Genomic DNA, 25,448 nt, shown 5'->3' with positions numbered 1-25,448 from the left:
TCTAAACTGGTTTTGTCGGGATCGCTGTGTGGTGCCGCAGAACGCAAAAAAGCCCTGACGCATCAGGGCTTTTTTACTTAATCTTGGCGGAAGCGCAGAGATTCGAACTCTGGGTGGACTCACATCCACGACGGTTTTCAAGACCGCTGCCTTAAACCACTCAGCCACGCTTCCGTTCTTTGAACAGGTCGGCATAATAGCAAGTCTTTCTGCGCTTGTCCCGTTTTTATTTTGATTTTTTGGAAATTTATTTGATAAATACTTGTTCCGCAAACACAAAAAATCTTACCAGCTACAGGGCTTGAAATACTTGAATGCAATTCCGCTTTGCGGAACGTTCGGGCGGGTCACTATATAAGTGTAGTGAGGGTCAAGGGCGCATGGAATAAGGGTGGTGGATTTTTTTAATGGTGGAAATCGATTTTATGGCTGAGATCGGGTATCAATGGTTATCGCTCACCTACAATATCTAAGCAGTGTACCCGCTGGCCGGACAGAGTGAAATCGGGCGTAACCGCTCCACATCGAGTGACAGGGACATACGTTTTAAAGTTTACCCAGAATCATACCGCTCTCTGGAGAGTTTTAGTGGGCAACTGGCTTTTGCGTTCAAATACGAAGGCATCCATCAGGAATGTCTAACTTGGCTTTTTTCCCAAGCTTTGGCCAAGCAAGAGCTAGAACAATGAATAGCGCGAGAACCAACTGGAAGCTATGCCCGCTTCGCCTTCTTCTTTTTGGGAGCCCCGGATAATGAACTGGACAGCAGCATTTGGCAGAATGGGAATGCGCTGTCTAATCAGCTTCTTTGTAAGCGGTATCCATTACTTGCAGAGCGCCCACAACTCGGAGAACAACTTATTAATGCGGTCATTCACGCTTCCGCAGAAAAAACACTCCGCAACAATAAAATTTAACAGAAAACCTACAGAATCTGGGGTAGTGTGTAAAACACGATGTGACCGGATATCCATCGGGCAGTAGACTTTTAATCCACTAAGATTATCAGTGTTGATTGATACTCACTCTAGCCTAATACTTTGATTTTGTTGTACTTTACCAATAGATGGATGTCGTAAAACCGACCAACCAAACGATGTATGATACAATTGAGGTCGGCTAGACAAATGCTTGGGGTCTACTATAGCGACAATGTGAATACTTACTCATTGAAGCTAGCTGAAGTATCAAAGAATTAATAGTCACTATATTGGTGTAAAAATGGATTTAAAAATAGTCAAGACCGAGATCGATTTTAAAATAAAATCAAACGATCAATTTTGGGATCAGTTAGTCAGCGATTTACGCGCTGTTGATATGGCTCCATCGGACGATAATGAGTGCGATATTTTCTTTCTAGGCCCAATTTTCAATGAAAGCATTGATGATGGGAAGATCTTTCATGAGATTTTTCTAGCCAAAAATGATGACTCCATTGATTTTAATATTGAAATAAAGTTAAAGCCTGATGGGGAAGCCCCTGAACCTTTGATAATTCAATCTAAAAAATTAAATCAAGCTAAAATTTATGAAAAAATATTAGCTTTAATTACGTCAAATAAAAAAATAATCGCCGATGCAAGATACACAGCTATCATCGATGGTAGCAAGTACCTGTGCACATCTTTTCAAAAAATATCCCCAGTTGATTTGTCACCATTTTGTGACTCTGCCATTAACGAGGCCATAGGTTATAGAATAAATGGTGGTATAAATGGAGTTAATGAATGTTACATAACTTATTTTCACACTCAAGACATCTACGAACTGAAAGTTAATGCCAAAGGAATTCTTAAAGAGTTTAAATCTTTAATCGATATTGGTGAAAAAAATGAAATACTTCATATCATTGCAGAAACCTTCTTTAGAAAAGCTGAATCAGTACAGCAATGAATACAAATGGGTGAAAACGGATCTGGTTGCCTTATCGGTAAAATCGGATCTTTCTTCTTCCACTCAACAACTTTTATCTCTAAGGTGGCGAGAAAGCAGTACTACTAAAGCCATTGAAGAAGTTCACCATGAAATTAGCAACAACAAGAGATTAATTAGCGCCACAATTGCGGCGTTGGAGCATCGATTAGCTATACTAGAACATGCACAATCAATACTTCTGATTGAAGATAGCCCAGGCTTTGAGAAATTATTCAAGTCCGACAAAAGATCAGACCATAAAAGAATTATATATATAACTGAAAAATTAATTAAGAACGGCCAATTTGTAATGCTAGGAAGAATGCTATCCAGTATTGACAAAAATGAATTAAATCCAAAGGCTTTAGGTACTCTAACTAGATTACTCAATAGCTACAAATCATCTGATAAATTATCAAGTGCACTCAGCAAACTTGCTTTAGTTGAAGGCGAGCAAGATCAAGTTATATGATTCAAATAGATACATAAGACTCCCAATGAAAAATAAAATTTCGCGCATTCATGACAGAGATTTTGAGGCATACGAATTGCTTGTCAGCATAGGAAACGACTGTCAGCACATAGCACTTATGTGGCTCAATGAAGAAAATGATTTACGAATAGCGCACAAAAATATTTATTCTATTGAGCTTTTAAGGCGCGATTTGGGGCAGTTTTGCATGAATAACCGCAATGTGTATATTGCAGATACTTCAATCGCCCTTGATGATGCAGAATACTTAATAAAATATTTGGAGGCCAATTTTAGTTTGGCTACTCCTTGCGCTTATGGTTATAACTCGGAAGGATATTTCTTTGGAAATAATGGCTTAGCCCGAATAAATGAGTGCGGAACCGGATTAACATGTGGTAGTTTCATTGTAAAGTTAGTCAAAGATTACTTGAATACAACTCTATTTGAAGACAACTTCGAAATCAGAGAAGCCGACATACTAAGACAAAGACATCAACTACAGAAATTACTTGAAAATATAGATAACACAACAATAAATATAAATGATTTAATGAATGAAATTGATAAATTCCAATTTTTTCCTCCTGTTATGGTTATGGCTGCGCTACTTAGTCCTGCAACAACATACCCATTATCAAGAGAAGATGTCACTCCTGCTTACGAAGAATTACTTTGTTATTTTGAGAGTTTATAATAAAAGTATTTCAGGCTTCAGCATTACAATGCGTTCATTAACATCGAGTTATTTTGCTGCAAGCAGTGCATTAGTGTAATGAAATACACATATATGTTATTGGTACTAAGGGACGCGCAATAAATTCGTCAGATTTTTGCCACGTTTTACTCTACGAAGCTTCACTCACTATTTAAATAAGTAAAAGGCCCTGAAAAATCAGGGCTTTTTTGACTTCTGCTAGTAAGAAGGTTTACCCTCCACTCAATTATGGATTGTATAAAACCCCATTAATTACAAATGCCTGCTACTTCTCATGCTTATTAATTCCATTTAAAATACCATACTTGTAAAAACAGTGGGTTTCGGTGCTGTTGGCTAATTTTTTATTTTATTGTCCCACAATGATGATTCCAGCATATTTGTCATTGGGGTCAGTTTTCAACATAAGTACATCCCCTTTCGGGGATAGGTATGGCACGGGCCCATGCAGAAAAATGGTTACATTACGTCCAACTAAGGAACGTAAATCCTCCGGATTATCTTTTTTATTCACAGTATAACGAAGGGACAACTTGCGGCCTTCAACTGTGAACTTGTAAAGCGAGAACACTGCAAAGCAATGACCCCATTCTTCCACATATGCTTGACCAAATATAATTCGTTCCTGAAAATTTAGCCGCTCAATATTTCGGTCAGCCTCTCCAATAAATTGAAAGGCGGATTCATAGTTCATTTGATGACCACTGATCGTCAGAGGAAATTTCGCTCGATCCGACGACCGCATTTTCTTCCACGCCTTGATCACCTCCCTCAGAGTGCCAAAATGAGATACAGGCGTAACGCTAGTTGCTCTCGCAAGCTGAAGCAGCTCTTCACGAGAGGGTAGTCTAAGTTTTTTCTTAAAACCAGCGGGTGGTCCAAGGTGGCTTGGGATCGGCTCTTCAACAACTTGCATTGGTCGGGCTGCTGGTCTTCCGGGAACAGAAGCTTGACCTGTACGCTTCGAATCATTTGGGCAACCTGGTACATGTCGATCTGGAGCCAGAAAGTAGATGTTGCTCTTTTCTCCTAGCGATACTGAGGCAAGGCACTCCTCGACAGGACAAAAGTAGGCCAATTTGTGGCCTACTGATTTGTAAGCATGCGCAGAGCGCGCACTTACTTTCGCATCCAACTCCCATGCTATTGCTTCGATCATCAAGTCATCACGCATACCATGCTGCCCACTTATACTTTTCGATTTAAAAACAGTAAGCCAATCATAAATAGCAGAATATTGCTTACAATTATTTTGTTAATCTAAATTGAACATATTCAGTGTAGTGAGGGTCAAGGGTGCGTGGAATAAATGTGGCTTTTTTGCCACGTTTTATGCCGCGAAAGCCTCTTGATGCTCACGTAGCGCTCCTAAGCTTCAGGTGGAGTTAGGGGCTTTTTTTTATCCCTGACTTCGCCGCCTCGCAAGCTAGAGCAGGGTTTGGGGCTGCGCCCTAATGGTTTTTCCCTGTTAAATTTATAGTGGTTTGTGTAAGTAATAACATACAGTTTTGCCTGCTTTATTTTTGTAAACTTACTGCGCCTGCATTTTGTGTTAGCGTTTCTTTGTTGTTTCATTCGTTAAAAAACAAGGGGAAGGCAGTGAGATACATTTTTGTTTTTATCACGTTGGTAGGGACTACTCTATGTTTCGCAGAAAGTTCTAGCCGTGATGTTAATTATTGGATGAAGTCAGAAAATAAAGAAGAGTTGAGCAAGACTGTTGAGAAATGTAGCAATGATCCAGCTAAATATGCAGCTAATGCCGACTGTATTAATGCAAAAGAAGCAAAGAAAAAATTATTCAAGAAAAATTTTCTTAGTAACTGAATTGTGATTTTTATTTGGTATGGCATAGGCTGATCTAGGTAAGCTCACTTATTGTCTTCAATCCATGTGACTTTTAAAGAGTTTTGGTCGTTTTCGGCTTTGTAGCCAAGGCGCTGAAGCTCTTTTTTAATTAACTCAATCTCTCTACTTTCTAAAGAGAGCAGGACATGAAATTTCAATGGAATTTCGCATTGTGAAGCTCCATTTTCTGCGTGTATCCATATATAACTAAAAATAACTTCGAGATATGGGTCTAAGTTTTCGTGTATTTCTTTGTTGTAGTCTTCCGTTAAGCGTATTGCTTTGCTGGCATATAGAGTCATTTTATTTATTTTTTATTGTTTCAATTCTTTTTTCAAGGATTGTTGCGATGTTTTTGTTTGACTCAATCAAAGTTGTCTCTAACTCATTTTTAACTAAGTCTATATTGTTTTCGTCAATATTTATTGTTTCAAAAATATCCATTTTCCCTTCTATCGTACCTACAGCCTCTGGGTATTCCTTGAAAATGCATTGAATTATTTTTTCAATGGTTTCATCAATCGCATTGTCCACTAATTCCTTATTATTTCCTTTGTGGTCGATCGCGTTCTTATTATTGTGTTGATGCACGAGTTCATTAATTTCAATTCTTTTTTTTAGATATTTTGCAGTTAAAAGTGTCGTTGTTGCATTCTGCAAATTTTTCGTTGGGCTGACATGTCCGGTCACGGAGTCATCAATACCACTGACAAGCCAGAATGCAAATTCAGGGTTACGCCTGCTCAGAATTTCTAGCATTTCTGCTGTTGGCCGCTGCCCACCTGAGTAAGCCTTTCTCCAGCTAACTGACTGAATATTTGAATATTCCTCAAGCTCCTTAAATTTCCTTGCTTCATTTGTGGTTGCGTCGATCACAGTTTTAAAGCGCGCACTAATATTTTCGCTTGACATGATAAGTACCATTGGTTAATTATGAGTACCAATGGTACTCGTTATGTCTTTTTTGTCCGTGCAGAGTGCTTCAGGTGATTATGGTCTATGTATTGCCATTTGCAAAGAACCTCATCTGAGTCATTTTTGAGAAAAACACGCATTTTACTTGTACCTATCCACGTTAAGAAACCAGCACCGAACGTTACCGAACCGGTTGTTGTTATCAAAATTAACGAACGTGTGATTTTTGAATTAAGTAGCAAGTTGTTCACTGTTCAGCAGCTTTGAGTTGCCGCCCGCCCGCAGCTAGCGAGGACGGACGGCAAATCGAAGTGATGAACTTTACAAATTAAATTTTCTAATGTCGTCCCATACCAGTAAAGGAATCAAAAATGAGCACACCTCAAGAAAATCAAAAGTTATCACTCAAACCAAATCAAGCTTTGCTTTTTGGCCGAATCCACTCCGTACGCCGTGCAGATGATTTTACATATACCGAAGTGACTCTCCCTGCTGTCGATCAATATACGCCGCCAAATTCTGTAGAAATTCGCTCGAAAAAACGCTTGGGACAAGCAGGCGAGACCATTGAAGCACTTGTAACTTGCGGCGGTTATCGCGCCAAGAGTTTTCAATATCTTGACAAAGAAACAGGCGAAAAAGTAACCCGTCGCCCGACCGTGAACGTCTATTCAGCCGTCGAGGAATAAACCATGAACTCGATGCCAATCCCGCGCTTGCTGGAATCGCTCGAAATGGCCGCTGAGGTGTATATCGAGTTTGTTACTGCGCCTCATCCATCTTCACGCTTGCTGGCAGACCGCGCTTTTGTTTCAACACTGATCGGCTCAATCACGCCGGATTTTATTGAATTGAACACAGATGATCAGGTACGTCTCAAGGCCATTGCTAAAGTCGTTGGCCTGCCTGATCCGCTTGTTCCATACCGTGTGAAGCAAGGGGCTTAATGTGGAACTTCGTTCTTCCGTCGAATACCGTCAACGCTATTACCAGCAAGATAAATGGTTTGTAGACAAGTGCCTGGCAAAAGTACCACCAGCATTTGCTCGCGTTATTCGTCGGAAGCATAACGACATTGTTTTTAAAACCGAAGGTAGTGATACCCGAGCCGCTGCCGCTGGGAATATTTTGGTTCGAGAATATCGCGACCATATTGAATCAGTTGCTGGGAAATTTAACCTCGCGGCCAATGATGAAGAGATTCGGAATCAGGCGAAAAAAGTTGCTGATGCGATTATTTCTCAACTTAAGTACCCCCCTTTAACCAATGATTCAAAGGTACTGCTGTCTCGGGCGCTTGAATTTGCCAGGCAGTATGACGTTGCTTTGTCTGATTTGCCAGAGACAGGCAAGGCAGGTGTGACTGAGGAAACATTGCTTCGGCGTTTAACGGATGAATATTACTGGCGTCGTGTGATACGCCGCAGCACCGCTCGTAGATTGGAGACCGAAGCAATTCGCTTGGGTTTAGTCAATATCCAAGCGGGTGCTTATGCCAGTGAAGAAAGTGTTTATCGTTTCCGCGCTCAACGGAAGCGTAACAAAACACTGCTGCAAAATTTGCAGGCGACCAATGAAGCTGGCGATACATTTTCGCTGCAAGACCTAGCGGATACCAGCGTTTCAAATCCTGCCATTCGCCGTTCCGAATTAATGACGCGTATTGCAGGACAAGAACGTATTGCACGTGATCTCGGCCACGTTGGTGTTTTTATTACTGCAACATGCCCTAGCCGTTTTCATGCGTTCAAGCGACTAGGTAAAAAGAAAACCATATCAAATCCAAATTTCAATGGTGCGACACCATTGGACGGGCAAGCTTATTTATCCCAAGTCTATGCCCGTTTACGTGCAGCACTTCATCGGCGCGGTATTAACGCATACGGTTTTCGGATTGCCGAACCGCATCACGATGGTTGCCCACACTGGCATCTTCTTTTATTCGTTGAAGCAGAACAAGTCAAAGCCATGCTTGAGCTGTTCCGCAGCTATTTCACGCAAGAAGATCAGCAAGAATTGATCAACTCCGTCAGCGGAAAAATCAAATGGCAGCGCCGCATCAAGTTTATTCAAATTGATTGGAAACGCGGTAGCGCCGCGGGCTACATCGCTAAATACATTTCAAAAAACATCGACGGCAAACAAACAGACGGGGAAAGCATTGGTGTTACCCACGATGGTTTTGAGGCCATTACTGCTGCTGAACGTGTGCAGGCGTGGGCGTCAATCTGGGGTATTCGCCAGTTTCAGCCAATTGGCGTCGCACCTGTAACGCTATGGCGTGAACTGCGTCGCGTCGCTCGCCAAGAAGAGTCCTTTGATTCTGACATTCTCGAACGGGCTTCTGCCGCCGCCGATCAGGGAGATTGGGCTGAATACGTCCGTGTGCTTGGCGGCACAGGTTTGAAGTTGTGTGATTTACCGCTGGGTCTCGTGCGCGATACCAATTTACTCAATAAATACGGCGAAGCCAGCACATCAAAAATTACAGGTGTTGTTGATCGAATTGACGGTGATTTCGTGCGCTCGCGGATTCATGAATGGACTGTGGAGTTTTCTCCTGCCAGCGAGCACAGCGAGCCTTGGACTCGTGTCAATAACTGTACGGTCGGCCAGATCGGCGGAACGCCGAGCCACTGCGAACTAGATGTTTTTGCCTTTAAAGAAAATCAGATTTTTATTCCACGGTTTGAGCAAGGCGGTATCAGTCGAGGTACAGCTCAAGCAATCAGACTGGATGGTTAAAGCATGGCAATTGGACAAATTGTGAATGTGGTCGTCTGCACATCAGGCACACCAGCCCGTACTCCTTGCCCTGCAGGGCAAACCACGAAAGTGGTGCAGGCGTATGTCATCGACCCATCACAGCAAAACAATTTTGAAGCGGCTACAGCGCCTTTTGATTATGGCTATGCGTCCGGTATTTGGGCGTTGGCATTTTCAACAGTGGTAGGTCTGTATTTCGTTTCTCATGGAATCGGATTGGTGCTCGGCATGATTCGCCGAGGCTGAAACGTATGCGAGCGGGCGCTTTCCCGTATTTTTTGAAGGAAGATAAAAATGTTTAAAAACGTAATCGCTAAATCCAAATCTACTGCCGTTGCCGTACTGGTTGGCCTAGGTGCTGTCATGGCTCCTGCGGCAAATGCTGCAAGTACTGCCCCTGATTTGTCATCGTTAACTTCTGCGGTGGATTTCAGCACGACCATTACTGCATTGCTGGCAATTTCAGGCCTTCTGGCTGGTGTGTATATCGCCATTAAGGGTGCCAAAACCGTGTTACGCATGATTAAAGGCGGCTAATCGTTCTGGTGGTTTCAGGGGAGGCTTACGTCTCCCCCTTTGGGCTTGGAGGTATAAATGGACTTTTTTATTGCAGTAATTACGCTGATCGCCTTATTAATTTTTGCTTTAGGCGCTGTCATTTCGATTTTTCTGTATGAAGATTTTTCCATTGAAAACCAGCATGTTTATTTGGAGTACCCACGCTGGGAAGCCCCTTTCGTTTTTGTATTTTTCTTTGTACGTTATTTGCACACTTTCTTTTTCGAAAGTATCCCGCTTTATTTCGCCTGCAAATTTAGGCGATAGCCATGACGATTAATGAGCTCTGGTATTTGATTATCTTCGTTTGGGGTATTGCCTGCGGTTGGTCGGTGGTTAAAGGGATTTCCAATTAGTAATTTGAAGGTGTAAGGGTTATGAAACTGTGGAAACGTACATTGCTGTGCTTATGCTTGATTTCGATGTTGGCGCAACAAGTTTTGGCCAATGCGGTATTAGCGCCGGTTGAGAATTACGTAGTCAATCGAGCAGTGGCTGGAATTGTCGCTAATCGCATCGCTGCTGCTGAAGGAGTTGCTGCGAATGATGCTGTGTGGTTAGCAAGAGCCGCAAATGAGCCAGTTTATGCCGCAACAATGGCAGGAATCAGCAAGCAAATGACAGCCGTCAATATTGCATCCACAGTGGTCGGTGGAGCATTGGCGATTGCCGGTGCACCAGTATGGTTGACTATTGCCGCGGGCCTTGGAGTTATGGCGGTAGGCGCTTATTATTTTACGAATGACCAGTTGCAAAAAGTAAGTATTAATCAGTCGGGCTCATCTGTCGTTATTCAGACTGAAAGTACACCAATTAAACCTGCATATATACCACCAGTAAGTTCAGGCTCCAGTGAAAGCTTTGGCGCGATGGCTGTGGCATCTGGATTGCTAGTTTATCGCGGCAGTTGTTCATATGGTGGAGACTGCCTTTCATACCCTCCCGCACCAGCAGAATATTGGGTCGATGCACCTTTCATGCTGAGCAATGGTAATTTCGTTGTTATTGCATATTCTCTGGCTGAAATATCCCGTTTTATGAAGGCTGATACAAAGCGAATTAGCGATGGTGGGGGCTATGACGGATATTCTGGCCAAAGAGTGGTTAAAACGTTTAATGGTGCTTTTTTCTTGCCTCGCTCTGGAGGAGGCCAAGATTTATTTGGAACTTATACAGTTTCAACTACACCGCCGCCGGTTAAAAATGCATCGGGGGTTGAAGTTGTCGGCATGCCAGTGATTACCACTGAAACGAAACAATTATTTGATTGGACTGTAGGGGCAAATGCACCAATCCCTCAAACGTTTACCAATTTAACGGATGCTTATCCTACTTTAACGGATGCCCAAAAAGCCATTCCCGTTCCGGCTAGCCAATTGGCTGAGATTACGAATGAAGCGTGGCTGCGTGCAGCTCAAGACCCAAATTATAAAGGGCTTCCATATAGCGTTACCCAGCCGATTACAGCTGCGGATGTAGCTACATGGCAAGCGGCCAACCCAAACGCTATGCCTACACTTGGCGATATGTTGCGCCCAGCTCGGAATCCGGCGACAGATCCTAATGGAGTGCCAATTTCACCTACGGCAAATTCGAACAGTAATCCAATACCAAATCCTAATCCGGGCACGAATCCGGGAACAAATCCCTCTGGTCGTCCAGACCTTGGCGAAGATCCAGGTGTGCCTGATCCGACATTAGAAGATACCCCTGATGCGGCTACGATTCTAAGTCCATTGACCTCGCTTTTTCCTGAGTTACGAAGTTATCAGGCTCCATCGCATGTATCGCAATGCCCTAAACCTACTTTTGATTTGTTTGGCCGTTCGATTGTTATGGATGCTCAGTGCACGATTGCCGAACAGTTTCGTTCGGAATTAGCCGCCGTCATGCTTGTAGTTTGGCTTCTGGTTGGCCTGTTTATTCTTCTTTCTGCCTGAGGTCGTTATGCCTGCTGCTCTGTTCGGTATTTTAATGTCAGCGTTGCGCACGATGTTGGGTTTCATGCTGCGCTCGGTCATTGTCAAATTTGTGACTTTTTTTGCACTGTTCTTCATTGTGAAAGAATTCGTCAATGTGATGGTGGAAAGCCAGCTTTATCCAGGCGCTACACAGGCTTCGACGCTATCCAATGCGTTCTCGGCTATTCCTACATCTGTCTGGTATTTCCTCGATTTATTTAGCGTTTCGACGGGGTTATCAACGGTGATTTCTGCTTATGCCACGCGTTTTATCATTCGCCGCATTCCGGTAATCGGGTAATACGATGGCGATCAATGCATACGTAGGATTGCAAGGCTCTGGCAAATCATTTGAGGTGGTTTCATCGGTCATTCTGGACGCAGTTCAGCATGGTCGGCGTGTTGTTACCAATGTGGCGGGGATTAACGAAGACAGGATTCATGAATACCTAGTGAATCAGCGTGATGCTGAAATTGACAAGCTGGGTCGGATTATTCATATCGAAAACGAACGTATTTTGCAGACGCAATTTTTCCCTGATGAAGAAAAGCCAGAATTGGAATCTGTGGTTCTGGGCGGTGATCTGGTCGCAATTGATGAAGCCTGGCGTTTTTGGGGTACGGATAACGGCAAGCTCAGTCATGAGCACATGCAGTTTTTCCGTATGCATCGCCACTACGTTCATCTTGAAACGGCGGTGGCCTGCGACGTGGTGTTGATGACGCAAGACATTACGGGCTTGCATCGCTCGGTCAAGAACGTAGTCGAGTTCACGTTTCGGATGCATAAACACAAGTCGTTGGGTTTCACCAAACGTTACCGTGTTGAGATTTATGAAGGTTGGAAGCTCAATGCCAAAACACGCATTGACGACCGGCAGAAGAAATATGATCCGGCGATTTTTCCCTTATATCAGAGTTACACCGGTGGCCAAGGCTCGGAAAAAGCCATCGACAAGCGGCAAAACCTGTTGGCCAATCGAACACTGTGGCTATATGCAGTTGGCGTAGTGGTGATGATGAGTATCGGCGGTTGGGGAGCATGGCGATTTTTTCATCCGAATAATGCGGCAAAAGCTGTGCCAGGTGCGCCGGCTAAAACTTCGGCTGTGGCGTCGGCGTCAACGCAAACTCTACCGCAGCAAGATAGACAGAATTTCTCAGGCTCATGGCGCGTAGTTGGTACGTTGCAAGCTGATGATGTTAGCTGGGTTGTTGTTGCGGATCAGGCTGGCCGCATAAGAGTGGAATCGCCTTCAATGTTCAATGGCGAAGGAGTGGCTATTGTTGGTCATATTGATGGCGAAGCCGTTACACGCTGGTCAGGCTCGATGGATAAAGCGGCAGGCGTGCCAGTGGGGCAATCAAAATGAGTATGAGATTTTCGCGTACGCGAAAAAGTTTATTAGTCCTTCTGATGACTGTCTGCACGATGGCGCAAGCAGCTAAATTGCCAGAAGGCGCTATTCCAGATTTGGCCATGCTGGGTTTGCCAAAGTCGCCTAAGTTCGACTTTCAGCAAATCAGTGTGTCGCAAGTCATCAGCTTGGTATATGCCGAAGCCCTCAAACAACCGTATGTGATTGACCCCGCCGTGCTGAGGGATGATCGCTTAGTTTCATTCCGATTTGATGCCAGCAAAGGCGACCTTCGGACATTTTTACGCAATTTTATGGATACCTTAGGTTTCGTAATCGAATCACGTAACGGAGTGGATTTCGTAAAAATTAAACCAGCGGCGGAAAAAGAAGCGGTGAACAAAGAGTTTTTCGTATACCACCCGCAGTACCGTTCACTCTCATATTTAGCGGATATTCTGACACCCCTGTTTATTTCCGGTGGCTTTACAACGTCTAGAGCAGTTCGCGCCCCTGCTGGTGCAAAGATTGAGAGCGGCTCTATGCCTGTGCCACCTACGTCAGCGGCAGCAATGATAGACCAAGACAGCGATACGCTGATTTTTCAAGGATCGGCGGATGAAATAGCCAAGCTAAAAAAACTATTGCCGATGGTCGATACGGCGAGCGGTGAAGTTGCGGTCAAAGCCGTGGTTTACGAAGTGACAACTGGCAATACTGAAGGTACCGCTTTTTCCATGGCGCTAAATTTACTAGGTGGAAAGCTCGGAGTATCAGTCGGTGGTGATTCTGCTGCGTTGAATAATTCGATCACTTTTAAAGCGGCTAACTTTGACCTGGCATTGTCGGCGCTGGCGGGGGATTCGCGCTTTAAGGTCGTTTCGACGCCACGAATTCGGGTTAAATCAGGCGCGCAAGCTCGACTTACTGTTGGACAGGACGTTCCAGTTTTAGGCGCTGTGACATATCCGCAAGGTGGTGGCGGTGCAGTTCAATCCATTGAATATCGGTCTTCCGGTGTGATTCTTTCACTTAGCCCTGTTGTACGTGGCGCGATGGTCGAAATGACAGTCGATCAGCAAATTAGCGATTTTGCCAAGACAGAAACAGGCGTGAACAACTCGCCCACACTGACCAAGCGAGCCTTATCTACAACTGTGACAGCGGAGGATGGCGAGTTGATTGTGCTTGGTGGTCTGACAACAGACAAGGATAGCCAAGGTACATCAGGGCTGTCTTTTTTTCCGAAGTTTATGCGTAACAACAGCCAAAGTAGCAATCGCACCGAAGTGCTTTTGTTACTACAAGCCACAAAGCTATAAGTACCGCCAATTATTTATACATTGGCGTGCCTAGAACGATATGTGTATTGAAAATATGAACACGATTTCAAAAAGGGTGATGGCATGAGCGGTTTATTTTTAACTCGTGAAGAATTGATACAGCTAACAGGTATCAAAACTGGCCAGCGTGGAAAAGCGCGTGAAGTATTGCAAAGTGAATGGCTGCGTAGCGTTGGCATTCCTTATTGGTTGAATTTCAGAGGCGTGCCGGTTGTCACTCGTGCCGCTATTGAAGGCTCGAAACACGGAGCAGGGGTCTCGACAACAGCGGCGTGGTCACCGCGCGTTATTTCTGCTGGGGCGAGATAGAGGCGATGGGCAGAGTGCCAACAAGAAATAAAAACCTGCCTCCCCGAATGCGCGCGCGTCATCGGGGTGAAAAGGTTTGGTATTACTACGATGCAGGCGGAAAGCCGCGCCGTGAAGTTCCGCTGGGCAATGACTATGTGACGGCTGTTCTGAAATGGGCGGAGCTGGAGCAGGCTGAGCGCACCGAAGTCATAGTGATTACATTTCGGCATGCGGCTGAACGCTATATTCGCGATGTTCTGCCAGAAAAAGCGCCGAGAACTCAAAAAGACAATTTAACGCAGCTCGAAAAATTACTGGCATTTTTTGATGATCCACCTGCGCCACTGGATCAAATTGAGCCGCTTAATATTCGGCAGTTCCTTGATTGGCGTGTTGCCGAGACGAAAGAACGATTAAAAAAGGCTGGCAAAGAAGATTCGGCAGGGGATGGCCGAGTGCGTGCCAATCGTGAAAAAGCATTGTTCTCGCATATCTGGAATTATGCACGCTCATGGGGCTATACCAATAAGCCGAATCCATGCCAAGGAATTGCAGGCTATCGTGAACGCGCCCGTGATGTGTATGTTGATGACGCCGCTTATGAAGCAGTTCATCAGCAAGCGGATGTGGTGTTGCGTGATGCAATGGATTTGGCATGGCTGACTGGCCAGCGCCCAGCTGATGTTCTAAAGATGTCCGAAACGGACGTGAAAGATGGTGTGTTGTGGGTCAAGCAAAATAAAACGGGTGCCAAACTTCGTATTTCAGTAATCGGGCAGTTGGCAGAAGTGATTGCACGAATCATGGAGCGCAAAAAGGCTTATAAAGCGCGTAGTTTAAAGCTATTAATTGATGACGATGGCAAGCCGCTTACTGAATCAATGCTACGCCATAAATTTGATCGTGCGCGTGAATTGAGTGGCCAAACTTGGCAATTTCGCGACCTTCGCGCTAAAGCTGGAACAGAAAAAGAAATGGATTCCGGTATGAGCGCCGCGCAAGATTTGCTCGCCCATACCACGCAAAATATGACTAGTGCTTACGTGCGAAATAGAGTGGGTAAGCTGGTTGAGCCGACCCGCTAATTTGTCATTATTTTAAATAGCCACCCATGATTAAGCAGTTGTATACAACTAGATTGGCATTGCCTTAAAAGCAAGGGAGTAGAGGGGAACGTGTTTGTAATACTTCCCCGCTTGCTTACGAATAAAGACATTCAAATTCAGTCATGCGTGTCTGTTTAGTAGATTATTGATGATTAATATGTGATTACATTTGAGGAAAAAGCTTTGTCGAAGTCATACTCAAATGTTGCATTATTGTTACCAATAAACCTCTTTTTGTAGCAGTTGGCTATAGCTACAGCTTCAATTGAAATTTGAACGCTTCCTGTTTTAAGGTTAAGTTCTTTTTCAAGATCACTAAAAACTACAGCTACATCTGATGGATTTTGGCCTTCAGCTTTAGGCCACCAATGGTCTAAGATGGCAAAAATATCAGAAGTGTTAGAAACAAGAGGGGTAGGAACTATAGTAACTTTCTTTTTTTTGCTTATTAGTCGAAAAATTAATACGACAGTACATACGCCTAGAAGAATTAGGAGCCACAATGGGGTTGGATAGGTTGTATTTAGAAAGAAGAGCGTATTTATAAAAGAAGAGGTATTAAGGGTACTCCAAAGCCAAATCGCACCGGCAACGATGCAGGTGGCTATGACCTTACTCCAGACTGGATCTTTCCATATTCTTAAAAGAAAATTCATCATGACTTGGCACCGTTTGTTAGGTGAAAAATAGCTTTTGCGGAACTGACTTACTTTTGCGGAACAGAATATTTTCAGAAGCACAAAAAAACAAAGCCCTAGATTTCTCTAGGGCTTTGTTTTTATTCGAATTTTTGGCGGAAGCGCAGAGATTCGAACTCTGGGTGGACTCACATCCACGACGGTTTTCAAGACCGCTGCCTTAAACCACTCAGCCACGCTTCCATTTCTTGAACTGGTGCGCATAATAGCAAGCATTTGCGCGCCTGTCTCGTTTTTTAATAAATTTTTTATAATTTTTCTAAAACGGCAAAGTTAGCCAGTGAGGCGTTTGCTGTATGTTCAATTGCAGGGGAGAGGCGGATGCGATAGCTCTTACCTTGTGCGGCTAAACGGAACTCTCGATTGTCGGCAAAAAATGCCTGCGGCACGACCAAGAAGCGATTTTGATTGATCGAGGTGTTTTCCGGTGAGTACACGCCAAAGAAGCTTCGATTGCCCAGTAGCGGCGTTAGCTCAACAATGATCGGCGTTTGTGAAATGGTTTCAATGCCGACATTGACTTGGCCGTCGCGCTTTTTGGTAATACGGCGCACGATGCCAACCGAAACCGGATTCATGCCCACGCCATCCAGCCCAACGATTTCGCCAACTTGTAATTCATCATCGCGGCTGGTTTGGTAATTTACACCAATGCCGGTGGTGCTTTCGTTGTCGATACTCCAGCGCGATTGGGTGTCTGTCGGTGCTTCGCCGCGCAAATGGCCAATCACATCATCCAAGCCGCGCGTGACCTTGATTGATTTTTGCGTTGCATGGCGCTCAGCTTTGCGCACGGGTGCTGGCGTATCGCGTGACCAAAGATTAATTAAGTGCTGCATTAAATCAATATTTGCCGCTTGATTTGATTCTGCTGGTAAGCCTAGATCGACAGGGTCTTCACCTTGTTGCAGCTTTTCTATGGTTTCTTTGATATGCAAGGTCAGCGTTTCGGTAAACCAATAGCGCCAATTTTCACCGACCATATCGCGGCGTAGGCGCTTAGGTGGCGTTGAGCCCGCAATATTGATTGCGAACAGTTGGCGATTCGGTTTGATTTGGCTTTCTAGATCAACACGACTGGCCCAGCGTTTGAGCCATTGCGTGACCAATTCGATTTGCGCGGGTTGAAGTTTTTCCGGTACCGCCAGCGCTAACATCAAGAGCTGCATAAATTCGCGGCGAATGTCGGTGATTTCTGCGTTGGGGTAGGGCTGCAAAGGTTGGGTTGCAAAGCCTTTTTGTTCGGCAAATAAATACAAACGATTTAGATTGCGCCAAGTGCGGCTATCCATTTCCATGTAACGCAGATAAGCCCAGCGCGCTTGCTCAGAAAAATACATCAAGCCGCGTAGCGTAAACAGTTGCAATTCTTTATCGAGGCCGCGTGGTGTATTTTGGCTGGCTTGCTTAATACATAGGCGATAACCATCGCCCATTTCATTCCAAAATGCCAATAAAGTCGGCAGCACTTGTTTGGGTGTCGCGCCATCGTCCAGCGTTTTGCCTTGATAAATCGCGACTAAATGATCTTGCAGACTGCGGGCTTTTTCATCGAGATAAGGGATAGTTTTAAAGCGTTCTTTGATACTGGTGCGAGGGTTACTGTTGATTTGTTGCAGGGCTTTGATGATTTCAACTTGCGCTTGCAGGATGTCGCTTTCTGGGAGTTCTTGCATCATGACGGTGGCCGATTTTAAATCGTAGACACCTTCGTTCTTGCTTTTACCTAGTAAGGCGCTAATGAGGCTGGTGAAATCAAACATATTGATGGTTTTCCTAGCTACGTCGAGTGCTATTTAAATATTTTGTCTAGTAAAGATAAACGCTTGCCCCATATTCGAGCAAGCAATTGTCATTAAATGATTGTATTCGTTGCATTTTTTGTGAAGGCAGCCGCATTTGCTGATCGACTTCAGCGCCGATCGCCTCAGTGGCGTTTTTAGTCTTTGGCATTGTGTTAAAATAGCGCGTTTTGATGTCTATTGTTCGAAATCGGGCTTTAGGCGCACCCCAACATCTTACACCTTGCTGGCATCAGTGCTGGCGAGAAAGCGTAAAAAGACAATGATTAGTTCGAATGGCATCACCATGCAGTTTGGCGCTAAGCCGCTGTTTGAAAAAGTATCTGTGAAATTTGGCGACGGTAATCGCTACGGTTTGATCGGCGCCAATGGCTGCGGCAAATCGACCTTTATGAAAATCCTTGGTGGCGATTTAGAGCCGACTGCAGGTAACGTGGCGCTTGATCCGGGTATTCGCTTGGGTAAATTAAAGCAAGATCAATTCGCATTTGAAGATTTACGCGTGATCGACGTAGTGATGCAAGGCCATGGCGAATTGTGGGCTGCGATTCATGAGCGCGATGCGATCTACGCCAACCTTGAAGCGACCGAAGACGATTATATGCACGCGGCGGAGCTGGAAGGCAAAGTAGCGGAATATGACGGCTACACCGCCGAAGCCCGCGCTGGCGCTTTGCTGATGGGCGCAGGGATTCCGATTGAATTGCACAACGGCCCGATGTCGGATGTGGCACCGGGTTGGAAATTGCGCGTATTGCTGGCGCAAGCTTTGTTCTCTAATCCCGATGTATTGCTGCTCGATGAGCCGACCAATAACTTGGATATTCATACGATTCAATGGTTGGAAGACACGCTGAATCAGCGCGATTCAACGATGATTATCATTTCCCATGACCGTCACTTTTTGAATCAAGTCTGCACGCATATTGCCGACGTCGATTACGGCGAAATCCGTATTTATCCGGGCACGTACGACGATTACATGCTGGCGTCTACACAAGCGCGCGAACGCACTTTGACCGATAACAGCAAAGCTAAAGAGCGTGTTGCTGAGTTGCAAGCGTTTGCGCAGCGCTTTGCGGCGAATAAATCGAAAAGCCGTCAAGCGACTAGTCGTTTGAAATTGGCTGATAAGATTAAAGATGGCATGGTCGAAGTGAAGCCTTCCAGCCGTCAAAATCCATACATTCGTTTTGATGTGGATGACAAACAAAAGCTGCATCGCCAAGCGTTCGAATTGACTAATTTGTCCAAATCATTCGACAAGCCGCTGATCCAAAGCCTGAACCTGATTTTTGAAGCCGGTAATCGTCTCGCGGTGATTGGTGGTAACGGCGTGGGTAAATCAACGCTGATGAAGCTGCTGGTTGGCGTACTCAAACCCGACGCAGGTACAGTGAAATGGGCTGAAAAAGCCGATGTTGGTTATTTTGCGCAGGATCACGAAGAAGATTTCGCTGAAGACATGACTTTGTTCGATTGGATGCGCCAGTGGGCTGAGGTTGGCGTTGAAGAACAAGTGATTCGCGGGATTCTCGGTCGTTTGCTATTTAGCGGCGACGATGTGAAAAAATCAGTGAAAGTATTGTCTGGTGGTGAAAAAGGCCGCATGTTGTATGGCAAGTTGATTCTGCAAACGCCGAATGTATTGCTGATGGACGAGCCAACCAATCACATGGATATGGAATCGATCGAATCGCTCAACATGGCTTTGGACTTGTACAAAGGCACGCTGATTTTCGTATCGCATGACCGCGTGTTTGTATCGTCATTGGCGACGCAAATTCTGGAACTGAATGGCGATGGTACTTTCCATCACTTTTTGGGTGGCTATGAGGAATATCTTGATTCTCGTGGTTTAGCGACTTAAAAACGCCGTAGCCAAAAAATCGCCCGATTCTCCTTGGAGTAATCGGGCTTTTTTTATGGTAACGAGTTGCTTACTCATCTTCCGCTGAGTTTATGCAGCCTATTCAAAAGTCAAAAACGTTGTCCACGAAAAAACACGAGCAAGGCTATCGCTGAATGGATGTAGGGAAGAAGTCTGCGGTGTTCGGCATTTTTCGTGCATTTCGCACCCCAAGGGTATTTCCTGCGGGGCATGTTTTTCGTGGATAAATTGGTTTGTTGTTGATTTGAGTTTGCAATTGATAGTCATAAAAAAACGAGCCCTAAAGGCTCGTTATTGATGTATTGCTCGCTAGATCTTATTTAATAAGGGCTAGGACAATATACCCTTGGGTATTAACGACGACGGAATTGATTGTTCCGTGCTGGCGCAGGGCGGTCGTCTTTATGACGGAAGCTCACGCGGCCTTTGGTCAAATCGTACGGTGACATTTCAACCGTTACGCGGTCACCCGCGATAATGCGGATGTGGTTTTTACGGATCTTGCCAGAAGCATAGGCAGTGATTTCGATGCCGTTAGTGAGGGTGACACGAAAGCGAGTATCCGGGTAAACCTCGGCCACTACACCTTCCATTTCTACAACGTCTTCTTTTGACATTTACTTTTCCAGTTCTTGCACATAAGCAATTGAATACGGAGCCTGCCGCTGCGAATCCCATTAAGGGCGCTGTCGGCAGTCTCCCGCAAAGCAGCGGGAGTGTGATCTATGCGGGAATAGCCGAACTTGCGAACGATCAGATGCCGGACATAGGCTAATTTGCTGTAAATAAGGCGCTGAGCAACTTATTTACCTACGTGTAACGGCCAATACAAGGAAAGGCGGTTCACGAACAGCCCTACACTATACAGGTATTTTTCCATCAGCAATAGCTGTCGCGCCAGTTTATGTGCGCAGGCACCCACGCCGACTCAATCGCTTCGCCCGCCAGCAGCGCGATGATGCGCGCCAAACTTTGCGCAGCCAATTGTGCGCTGTCTTGCACGACGGTATTAATCGGGCGAGGCATGCAATCGAGTAGACGATGATCGTCAAAGCTCAGCAAATATTGCGGCGCAGTTTTGAATTGATCGTGCTCATTCATAAACGCCAGCACGCCTTCGAGCAGTGAAATCGAGGCGGCAAAGACCGCTTCAGGATAGCGACCGAGTTGCGTAAAACATTCGGCCATCATCGCGTACCCACTTTGCTGATGATAATCGCGGTGGAAAATCAGCTGTGGTTTGGCGGTCAAGCCTCGTTCTTGCCATGCCCGCTGGAAACCTGCGAGTCGATCTACGCTCGGTGACAAGTCCATTTGCCCGCCAAAATAGGCGATTTCAGTCACGCCTTGCGCTAAAGTCTGTGCGATCAGCGTAAACACTTGCTCGGTTGCATTACTCACGACAAAAGGCAAAGGGCTATCAATGACGCGGCGATCGACCAGTACCAAGGGCAAGCGCTTGCTCCATTTGGTGTAGAGCTTGGCATTATTGGAGCAGGGCACCAGCATTAAGCCATCGACTTGCCGCGCTAATAATTGCTCAACGGCTTTAATTTCCGTGTCGGTTTGATCGTTGCTGCACACGACAAATAGCTGAAACCCCGCATCGCGGCATAAAGCTTCCAGCGATTGCGCCAGCAAAGCATGTGCCAAATTGCTCAGTTCAGGTACAACCAAACCCAATGTACCGCTGCGCCGCGAGCGCAATGATCGCGCCGATGCCGATGGTTGAAAGTGATGTTCCGCCGCCACTTGCTGCACACGCGCCACTGTACTGGCGGCAATGCGATATTGCGCGGCGCGGCCATTGAGCACCATGCTGGCGGTGGTTTTTGAAACTCCGGCCAGCTTGGCGATATCGACGATAGTGAGGCGTTGGTAGTTGGTCATAGAATCTGGGCGTTGAGAGTAGGGAGTGAGTGGGGCGGATTATCTATTGGGTATATGCTTATAGGCATTTATAAATAATGCTTGCATGGCAATACCATTTGATAAAAGTACTTAAATACCACTCCCCACTCCCTATTCATTACTGCTTCACGAGATCCAGCGGTACAGGGATAAATTTATCCACTGCTTCGCCTTTGCTAAGTTTAATCGCAGCATCGACGCCCATTTTACCGATTAACTCTGGTTTTTGTTGCACTGTCGCCGCCAATTGACCGGCTTTAACTGCTTTTACTGCATCTGGCGTTGCATCAAAACCGACGACAACGACGTTTTTCAGACCCGCAGCTTCAATGGCTTTGAACGCGCCCAGTGCCATTTCATCGTTATGCGCAAACACGCCTTTGATGTCTTTGTTACCTTGCAAGATGTTTTCCATCACAGAGAGGCCTTTCGCACGGTCAAAATCAGCCGCTTGTTTAGCCGACAATTTCACATCCGCTTTGCCATCAATGACAGAGTGGAAGCCTTGGCCGCGTTCACGTGCCGCCGATGAACCTGGAATCCCTTCTAGTTCTACGATATTGCCTTTGCCGCCGATTTTTTCCAGCAAAAATTCACCGGCCATTTTGCCACCCGCGATATTGTCCGACGCAATGTGCGCGTTGACTTCGGCGCCGTTTACGCTGCGATCCAGTGAGACAACTTTAATCCCCGCTTTCAGCGCTTCTTTCACGACACCAGCCACCGCATCCGAATCGGCTGGATTAATCAAAATTACTTGGACTTTTTTCTGGATCAAATCTTCGATATTCGAGATTTGCTTTGCTGAATCATCCTGCGCATCGACCGTAATTAAGGTCACGCCTTGTGCTTTCGCTTCAGCATCGGCGCCATCACGCAATGCGACAAAGAAAGGATTGTTTTGTGTTGAAATCGCCAAACCAATACTCAGCGGTGCGCCCGCTGCGGCGGCGGCCGGTTCACTGGCGGCTTGGGTATCAGGGCCTTGTTTTGAGCAGGCGATGAGGCCAGTTGCTAAGAGGCCGACCAAAAGAGGTGAAAGAATGCGTTTCATGTTTGACTCCAATCAAATAAAGACATAAAGAGAAACTACTGGGTATTGACGTCTATCTACTACAAATAAAGAGCTACAGATAAATACATCTATTATTTTTGCCATTTTTAGGTTTGGTGTTGATGCCGTGCCGCAATGGTTGAGCTGCATGAAATCCCTTGTATCGCGCCGAGCGAGGAACAAGCGGCAAGGGGCTTTCGGCGGGCTCTGTTTTGTTAAAGCCCGCCGCCTTGCCGATTGTCCGCAGCGAGGGAATCCGGCGTAGCCGGACGCAGATACTAGGGCGGCTTTCTTTTGCTTACTTTTCTTGGCCGTTCAAGAAAAGTAAGTGCCGCGCGGCATGAGCGCGACCATGGTGAGTAGAAAATTGACGTGTTCATCTTAAGTGAGGTGACTTTTTCATCAACACTAAATCTGAACATGCCCATTATTTTTTATTCGCCCGATCCAGCAGCACGGCCAGCAAGATGACGACGCCTTTGATGACTTGTTGGTAAAACGACGATACGCCGAGCAGGTTCAGGCCGTTGTTTAAAATCCCGATCAAGAGCGCGCCGACCAAGGTACCGAAAATCCAGCCTCGGCCACCCGTCAAGCTCGTACCACCGAGTACAACTGCTGCAATCGCATCAAGTTCATAGCCGGTACCGGCAGTCGGTTGTGCTGAATTCAAACGTGAGGTCAAAATCATCCCGGCGGTGGCAGCCATTGCGCCCGATAGCGTGTACACCCAGATTTTGATGCTGTCGGTATTGATGCCAGAAAGCCGAGAGGCTTCTTCATTGCCACCGACTGCATACACATGGCGACCAAATACGGTTTTTTTCAGCACGAACCAGAACACGCCAAACATCACCAGCATAATAATGACGGGAACGGGGATGATTCCGGCCACATAGCCACCGCCGAGCATGGCGAAAAAATCGCTATTTAAGCCAGTAATCGGGCGGCCTTCGGAAAATACTAAGGCTAAGCCGCGCAAAATCGTCATCATGCCCAGTGTCGCAATAAACGGTGCGACCTTGCCCTTACTAATCACCAAGCCATTGAGCATTCCCATTCCAGCGCCAGCTAAAACGCCAACGCTGGTAGCAACAATCGGGTCAATGCCGTGGCTGAGCATCAGCGCGGTGAGTACCGATGACAGCGCTAAAATCGAGCCGACCGACAAATCAATGCCACCGAGTAAAATCACCAAAGTCATACCAAACGCAATCAGCGCGTTGATGGAGACTTGGCGGAACACATTCAGTAAATTGCCCATCGTTAAAAAGTCAGGACTGGTAATGGCGAGGCCGGTCGCCAAAACTAAGAGCGCCAAAAAAGGGCCGAGTTTTTGTAATGTGGCCTTGTGTTGTACGTTCATTTCAAACCTCCAGTTGCTGCGGTCATGATGGTTTCGGCGCTGGCTTGGGCAAAAATCCCCGCCTGACGGCCTTGATGCATAACGAGGATACGGTCACTCATTGCCAACACTTCGGGCAATTCAGAGGACACCATGACAATCGCGACGCCCGATTGCGCTAGCTCGTTAATAATTTGATAGATTTCAGCTTTGCCGCCCACATCGACGCCGCGAGTCGGCTCATCTAAAAACAGCACTTTCGGTGCAATTCCTAGCCATTTGGCAAACACGACTTTTTGTTGATTACCGCCGGAGAGCGATTTCACTTCCAGCTCAGCGTCGCGAGTACGGATATGCATCCGATCAATCTCGCGCTGCACGACTGCCATTTGCTGCTTTTGATTAATCATGCCGCCGTGGGAATACGCAGAAAGGTTCGCCAGCGTGGCGTTTTCTCGCACTGATAAACCCAGAACTAAGCCTTGGCTTTTTCGATCTTCAGTGACAAAACCGATCCCAGCCTTAATCGCATCGCTGGGCTGCTTCACATGCAGCGCGACACCATCGAGTTCAATCTGACCAGCTACTTTGTGATTGATGCCAAAAATGGTTTTGAGGATTTCACTGCGCCCGGCGCCCATCAGCCCGGCAATACCCAGCACTTCACCGGCGCGTACTTCAAAGTTGATATTGCTGATGCTGGCGTCCGCCAAACCCGTCACTTTGAGGCGAATTTCTCCGAGAGCGGCTGTACGTGTCGGGAACCGATCGCCGATTTCGCGGCCCACCATCATCCGTACGATTTCATCAAAATTGGTTTTGGCGATTTCGCGCTCGCCAACAAATTGTCCGTCGCGCAGCACTGAGATTTTGTCGCAAATTTTGAAAATCTCTTCCATGCGGTGCGACACATACACAATCGCGACGCCGCGCGATTTCAAGTCAGAGATAATCTCAAACAGCTTTTCGGTTTCGCGCTCAGACAGCGCCGCAGTGGGTTCGTCCATAATCAGCGTTTGTGCATTGAGCGATAGTGCCTTGGCGATTTCCACCATTTGCTGCTGACCAATCGATAGCGTGCCGGCTTCAACGTCAGGGTCGAGATTTTCAATGCCGAGAAGTTGCAGATATTCCAGGCATTGCGTGCGCATTTTGATTGTATTGATAATGCCAAAGCGTTGAGGTTCACGGCCCAAGAACATGTTTTCCATCACCGACAATTGCGGGATCAGGTTGAGTTCTTGGTGAATAATCGCAATGCCGTGTTTTTCTGCATCGACCGTACTGCGTATTAGGGTATCGTTGCCATCAACAGCAATGCTGCCGCTGTCAGCCTGATACACCCCACAGAGGATTTTCATTAAGGTCGATTTACCCGCGCCATTTTCGCCCATTAGCGCATGCACTTCGCCGCGATCAACTGAAAACTCAACGCCTTCCAACACCTTAACGGGGCCAAAGGCTTTACTAATGCCGCTCATTTTGATCAACATCGCC

Annotated in this window: 27 protein-coding genes and 2 tRNA genes; 17 read left to right on the top strand and 12 right to left on the bottom strand. The window is 46.0% G+C overall.

The annotated features are described in order from the left end of the window. Positions 1-84: 84 nt before the first annotated feature. Positions 85-174: transfer RNA gene (locus Q320_RS0111415), tRNA-Ser, on the bottom strand. Positions 175-1,221: 1,047 nt separating this feature from the next. Here Q320_RS0111415 and Q320_RS0111410 point away from each other — a divergent pair. The 3 genes from Q320_RS0111410 to Q320_RS0111400 are packed head-to-tail and all read left to right on the top strand — an operon-like array spanning position 1,222 to position 3,083. Next, positions 1,222-1,893 (top strand): hypothetical protein, encoded by a 672-nt coding sequence (locus Q320_RS0111410; protein ID WP_027469115.1) that lies wholly within the window; start codon positions 1,222-1,224, stop codon positions 1,891-1,893. Continuing rightward, complete coding sequence (locus Q320_RS0111405) at positions 1,832-2,386, top strand: hypothetical protein (protein WP_156939053.1); 555 nt, start codon at positions 1,832-1,834, stop codon at positions 2,384-2,386. The genes Q320_RS0111410 and Q320_RS0111405 overlap by 62 nt, the downstream gene beginning before the upstream one ends. Before the next feature lie 25 nt (positions 2,387-2,411). Then, the gene (locus Q320_RS0111400) at positions 2,412-3,083 is read left to right on the top strand and encodes a hypothetical protein (RefSeq protein ID WP_027469113.1); all 672 of its coding nucleotides are present in this window, start codon (positions 2,412-2,414) and stop codon (positions 3,081-3,083) included. A gap of 370 nt (positions 3,084-3,453) precedes the next feature. On the opposite strand, the gene Q320_RS20860 is transcribed toward Q320_RS0111400, so the two are convergent. After that, a complete protein-coding gene (locus Q320_RS20860; protein ID WP_051534676.1) occupies positions 3,454-4,278 on the bottom strand; it encodes a hypothetical protein in 825 nt (274 codons plus the stop codon). 305 nt (positions 4,279-4,583) lie between these two features. Between Q320_RS20860 and Q320_RS22270 the strand changes: the two genes are divergently transcribed. Beyond that, positions 4,584-4,931, top strand: a complete 348-nt coding sequence (locus Q320_RS22270) for an EexN family lipoprotein (protein WP_373277221.1) — start codon at positions 4,584-4,586, stop codon at positions 4,929-4,931. A gap of 44 nt (positions 4,932-4,975) precedes the next feature. Here the strand turns inward: Q320_RS22270 and Q320_RS0111385 are convergent, their stop codons facing one another. Both Q320_RS0111385 and Q320_RS0111380 read right to left on the bottom strand, forming a co-directional pair. After that, positions 4,976-5,254, bottom strand: coding sequence for a hypothetical protein (locus tag Q320_RS0111385; protein ID WP_027469111.1), 279 nt, complete (start codon positions 5,252-5,254; stop codon positions 4,976-4,978). A gap of 1 nt (position 5,255) precedes the next feature. Next, positions 5,256-5,864 (bottom strand): hypothetical protein, encoded by a 609-nt coding sequence (locus Q320_RS0111380; RefSeq protein WP_156939052.1) that lies wholly within the window; start codon positions 5,862-5,864, stop codon positions 5,256-5,258. Positions 5,865-6,238: 374 nt separating this feature from the next. On the opposite strand from Q320_RS0111380, the gene Q320_RS0111375 reads away from it, so the two are divergent. From Q320_RS0111375 to Q320_RS0111315, 12 genes are all read left to right on the top strand, one after another. Next, positions 6,239-6,556 (top strand): hypothetical protein, encoded by a 318-nt coding sequence (locus tag Q320_RS0111375; protein WP_027469109.1) that lies wholly within the window; start codon positions 6,239-6,241, stop codon positions 6,554-6,556. A 3-nt stretch (positions 6,557-6,559) separates the two neighbouring features. Then, positions 6,560-6,814, top strand: coding sequence for a hypothetical protein (locus Q320_RS0111370; RefSeq protein WP_027469108.1), 255 nt, complete (start codon positions 6,560-6,562; stop codon positions 6,812-6,814). 1 nt (position 6,815) lies between these two features. Next, positions 6,816-8,612 (top strand): replication endonuclease, encoded by a 1,797-nt coding sequence (locus Q320_RS19565; RefSeq protein ID WP_051534675.1) that lies wholly within the window; start codon positions 6,816-6,818, stop codon positions 8,610-8,612. A 3-nt stretch (positions 8,613-8,615) separates the two neighbouring features. After that, a complete protein-coding gene (locus Q320_RS19560; RefSeq protein ID WP_035853493.1) occupies positions 8,616-8,879 on the top strand; it encodes a hypothetical protein in 264 nt (87 codons plus the stop codon). A 48-nt stretch (positions 8,880-8,927) separates the two neighbouring features. Next, positions 8,928-9,170, top strand: a complete 243-nt coding sequence (locus Q320_RS0111355; RefSeq protein ID WP_035853492.1) for a major capsid protein — start codon at positions 8,928-8,930, stop codon at positions 9,168-9,170. A gap of 57 nt (positions 9,171-9,227) precedes the next feature. Further along, complete coding sequence (locus Q320_RS0111350) at positions 9,228-9,458, top strand: hypothetical protein (protein WP_027469106.1); 231 nt, start codon at positions 9,228-9,230, stop codon at positions 9,456-9,458. Positions 9,459-9,568: 110 nt separating this feature from the next. Further along, complete coding sequence (locus Q320_RS0111340; RefSeq protein WP_027469105.1) at positions 9,569-11,131, top strand: hypothetical protein; 1,563 nt, start codon at positions 9,569-9,571, stop codon at positions 11,129-11,131. Between the two features lie 7 nt (positions 11,132-11,138). Continuing rightward, positions 11,139-11,453 carry a DUF2523 family protein gene (locus tag Q320_RS0111335; protein ID WP_245591005.1) on the top strand — a complete coding sequence of 105 codons (315 nt, stop codon included), beginning with the start codon at positions 11,139-11,141 and terminating at the stop codon, positions 11,451-11,453. A gap of 4 nt (positions 11,454-11,457) precedes the next feature. Then, positions 11,458-12,525: a zonular occludens toxin domain-containing protein gene (locus tag Q320_RS0111330; protein ID WP_027469103.1), complete on the top strand. Its 1,068-nt coding sequence runs from the start codon at positions 11,458-11,460 to the stop codon at positions 12,523-12,525. Next, positions 12,522-13,832 carry a type II secretion system protein GspD gene (locus Q320_RS0111325; protein WP_245591004.1) on the top strand — a complete coding sequence of 437 codons (1,311 nt, stop codon included), beginning with the start codon at positions 12,522-12,524 and terminating at the stop codon, positions 13,830-13,832. Before Q320_RS0111330 ends, Q320_RS0111325 begins: the two co-directional genes overlap by 4 nt. 84 nt (positions 13,833-13,916) lie before the next feature. Beyond that, positions 13,917-14,162: a DUF4224 domain-containing protein gene (locus Q320_RS19555; protein WP_035853486.1), complete on the top strand. Its 246-nt coding sequence runs from the start codon at positions 13,917-13,919 to the stop codon at positions 14,160-14,162. A gap of 47 nt (positions 14,163-14,209) precedes the next feature. Beyond that, complete coding sequence (locus Q320_RS0111315) at positions 14,210-15,229, top strand: tyrosine-type recombinase/integrase (RefSeq protein WP_211251222.1); 1,020 nt, start codon at positions 14,210-14,212, stop codon at positions 15,227-15,229. 173 nt (positions 15,230-15,402) lie between these two features. Here Q320_RS0111315 and Q320_RS0111310 read toward each other — a convergent pair whose 3' ends face one another. From Q320_RS0111310 to Q320_RS0111300, 3 genes are all read right to left on the bottom strand, one after another. Beyond that, positions 15,403-15,909 carry a hypothetical protein gene (locus Q320_RS0111310; RefSeq protein WP_027469100.1) on the bottom strand — a complete coding sequence of 169 codons (507 nt, stop codon included), beginning with the start codon at positions 15,907-15,909 and terminating at the stop codon, positions 15,403-15,405. Between the two features lie 132 nt (positions 15,910-16,041). Next, positions 16,042-16,131: transfer RNA gene (locus Q320_RS0111305), tRNA-Ser, on the bottom strand. A 65-nt stretch (positions 16,132-16,196) separates the two neighbouring features. Then, positions 16,197-17,711: a cyclic-di-GMP receptor FimW-related protein gene (locus tag Q320_RS0111300; RefSeq protein ID WP_027469099.1), complete on the bottom strand. Its 1,515-nt coding sequence runs from the start codon at positions 17,709-17,711 to the stop codon at positions 16,197-16,199. Positions 17,712-18,012: 301 nt separating this feature from the next. Between Q320_RS0111300 and Q320_RS0111290 the strand changes: the two genes are divergently transcribed. Next, positions 18,013-19,620, top strand: a complete 1,608-nt coding sequence (locus tag Q320_RS0111290) for an ABC-F family ATPase (protein ID WP_027469098.1) — start codon at positions 18,013-18,015, stop codon at positions 19,618-19,620. Between the two features lie 374 nt (positions 19,621-19,994). Here Q320_RS0111290 and infA read toward each other — a convergent pair whose 3' ends face one another. The 5 genes from infA to Q320_RS0111265 form a co-directional block, all read right to left on the bottom strand. Further along, positions 19,995-20,258 carry a translation initiation factor IF-1 gene (gene infA / locus Q320_RS0111285; RefSeq protein WP_027469097.1) on the bottom strand — a complete coding sequence of 88 codons (264 nt, stop codon included), beginning with the start codon at positions 20,256-20,258 and terminating at the stop codon, positions 19,995-19,997. 262 nt (positions 20,259-20,520) lie between these two features. Then, positions 20,521-21,531: a substrate-binding domain-containing protein gene (locus Q320_RS0111280; RefSeq protein ID WP_027469096.1), complete on the bottom strand. Its 1,011-nt coding sequence runs from the start codon at positions 21,529-21,531 to the stop codon at positions 20,521-20,523. 139 nt (positions 21,532-21,670) lie between these two features. After that, entirely contained in the window at positions 21,671-22,606 is a 936-nt protein-coding gene (gene rbsB / locus Q320_RS0111275; RefSeq protein WP_027469095.1) for a ribose ABC transporter substrate-binding protein RbsB, read from the bottom strand. 427 nt (positions 22,607-23,033) lie between these two features. After that, positions 23,034-23,972 carry an ABC transporter permease gene (locus Q320_RS0111270; RefSeq protein ID WP_027469094.1) on the bottom strand — a complete coding sequence of 313 codons (939 nt, stop codon included), beginning with the start codon at positions 23,970-23,972 and terminating at the stop codon, positions 23,034-23,036. Continuing rightward, positions 23,969-25,444, bottom strand: coding sequence for a sugar ABC transporter ATP-binding protein (locus Q320_RS0111265; protein ID WP_027469093.1), 1,476 nt, complete (start codon positions 25,442-25,444; stop codon positions 23,969-23,971). Before Q320_RS0111265 ends, Q320_RS0111270 begins: the two co-directional genes overlap by 4 nt. Positions 25,445-25,448 lie beyond the last annotated feature (4 nt).

The organism is Deefgea rivuli DSM 18356 (genome assembly GCF_000620145.1).
GTDB lineage: Bacteria > Pseudomonadota > Gammaproteobacteria > Burkholderiales > Chitinibacteraceae > Deefgea > Deefgea rivuli.
Note: the sequence above shows the minus strand (reverse complement) of the source record. Positions and strands in the feature narration are given on the sequence as shown.

Coding starts and splice junctions, on each gene's coding strand:
- rbsB (WP_027469095.1), bottom strand. CDS start 22,606: ATGAAACGCATTCTTTCACCTCTTTTGGTCGGCCTCTTAGCAACTGGC.
- Q320_RS0111375 (WP_027469109.1), top strand. CDS start 6,239: ATGAGCACACCTCAAGAAAATCAAAAGTTATCACTCAAACCAAATCAA.
- Q320_RS20860 (WP_051534676.1), bottom strand. CDS start 4,278: ATGCGTGATGACTTGATGATCGAAGCAATAGCATGGGAGTTGGATGCG.
- Q320_RS0111340 (WP_027469105.1), top strand. CDS start 9,569: ATGAAACTGTGGAAACGTACATTGCTGTGCTTATGCTTGATTTCGATG.
- Q320_RS0111355 (WP_035853492.1), top strand. CDS start 8,928: ATGTTTAAAAACGTAATCGCTAAATCCAAATCTACTGCCGTTGCCGTA.
- Q320_RS0111385 (WP_027469111.1), bottom strand. CDS start 5,254: ATGACTCTATATGCCAGCAAAGCAATACGCTTAACGGAAGACTACAAC.
- Q320_RS0111310 (WP_027469100.1), bottom strand. CDS start 15,909: ATGATGAATTTTCTTTTAAGAATATGGAAAGATCCAGTCTGGAGTAAG.
- Q320_RS19560 (WP_035853493.1), top strand. CDS start 8,616: ATGGCAATTGGACAAATTGTGAATGTGGTCGTCTGCACATCAGGCACA.
- Q320_RS0111325 (WP_245591004.1), top strand. CDS start 12,522: ATGAGTATGAGATTTTCGCGTACGCGAAAAAGTTTATTAGTCCTTCTG.
- Q320_RS0111405 (WP_156939053.1), top strand. CDS start 1,832: ATGAAATACTTCATATCATTGCAGAAACCTTCTTTAGAAAAGCTGAAT.
- Q320_RS0111410 (WP_027469115.1), top strand. CDS start 1,222: ATGGATTTAAAAATAGTCAAGACCGAGATCGATTTTAAAATAAAATCA.
- Q320_RS0111370 (WP_027469108.1), top strand. CDS start 6,560: ATGAACTCGATGCCAATCCCGCGCTTGCTGGAATCGCTCGAAATGGCC.
- Q320_RS19555 (WP_035853486.1), top strand. CDS start 13,917: ATGAGCGGTTTATTTTTAACTCGTGAAGAATTGATACAGCTAACAGGT.
- Q320_RS0111290 (WP_027469098.1), top strand. CDS start 18,013: ATGATTAGTTCGAATGGCATCACCATGCAGTTTGGCGCTAAGCCGCTG.
- Q320_RS0111335 (WP_245591005.1), top strand. CDS start 11,139: ATGCCTGCTGCTCTGTTCGGTATTTTAATGTCAGCGTTGCGCACGATG.
- Q320_RS0111380 (WP_156939052.1), bottom strand. CDS start 5,864: ATGTCAAGCGAAAATATTAGTGCGCGCTTTAAAACTGTGATCGACGCA.
- Q320_RS0111400 (WP_027469113.1), top strand. CDS start 2,412: ATGAAAAATAAAATTTCGCGCATTCATGACAGAGATTTTGAGGCATAC.
- Q320_RS0111280 (WP_027469096.1), bottom strand. CDS start 21,531: ATGACCAACTACCAACGCCTCACTATCGTCGATATCGCCAAGCTGGCC.
- infA (WP_027469097.1), bottom strand. CDS start 20,258: ATGTCAAAAGAAGACGTTGTAGAAATGGAAGGTGTAGTGGCCGAGGTT.
- Q320_RS0111330 (WP_027469103.1), top strand. CDS start 11,458: ATGGCGATCAATGCATACGTAGGATTGCAAGGCTCTGGCAAATCATTT.
- Q320_RS0111315 (WP_211251222.1), top strand. CDS start 14,210: ATGCGCGCGCGTCATCGGGGTGAAAAGGTTTGGTATTACTACGATGCA.
- Q320_RS0111350 (WP_027469106.1), top strand. CDS start 9,228: ATGGACTTTTTTATTGCAGTAATTACGCTGATCGCCTTATTAATTTTT.
- Q320_RS0111300 (WP_027469099.1), bottom strand. CDS start 17,711: ATGTTTGATTTCACCAGCCTCATTAGCGCCTTACTAGGTAAAAGCAAG.
- Q320_RS0111265 (WP_027469093.1), bottom strand. CDS start 25,444: ATGTTGATCAAAATGAGCGGCATTAGTAAAGCCTTTGGCCCCGTTAAG.
- Q320_RS0111270 (WP_027469094.1), bottom strand. CDS start 23,972: ATGAACGTACAACACAAGGCCACATTACAAAAACTCGGCCCTTTTTTG.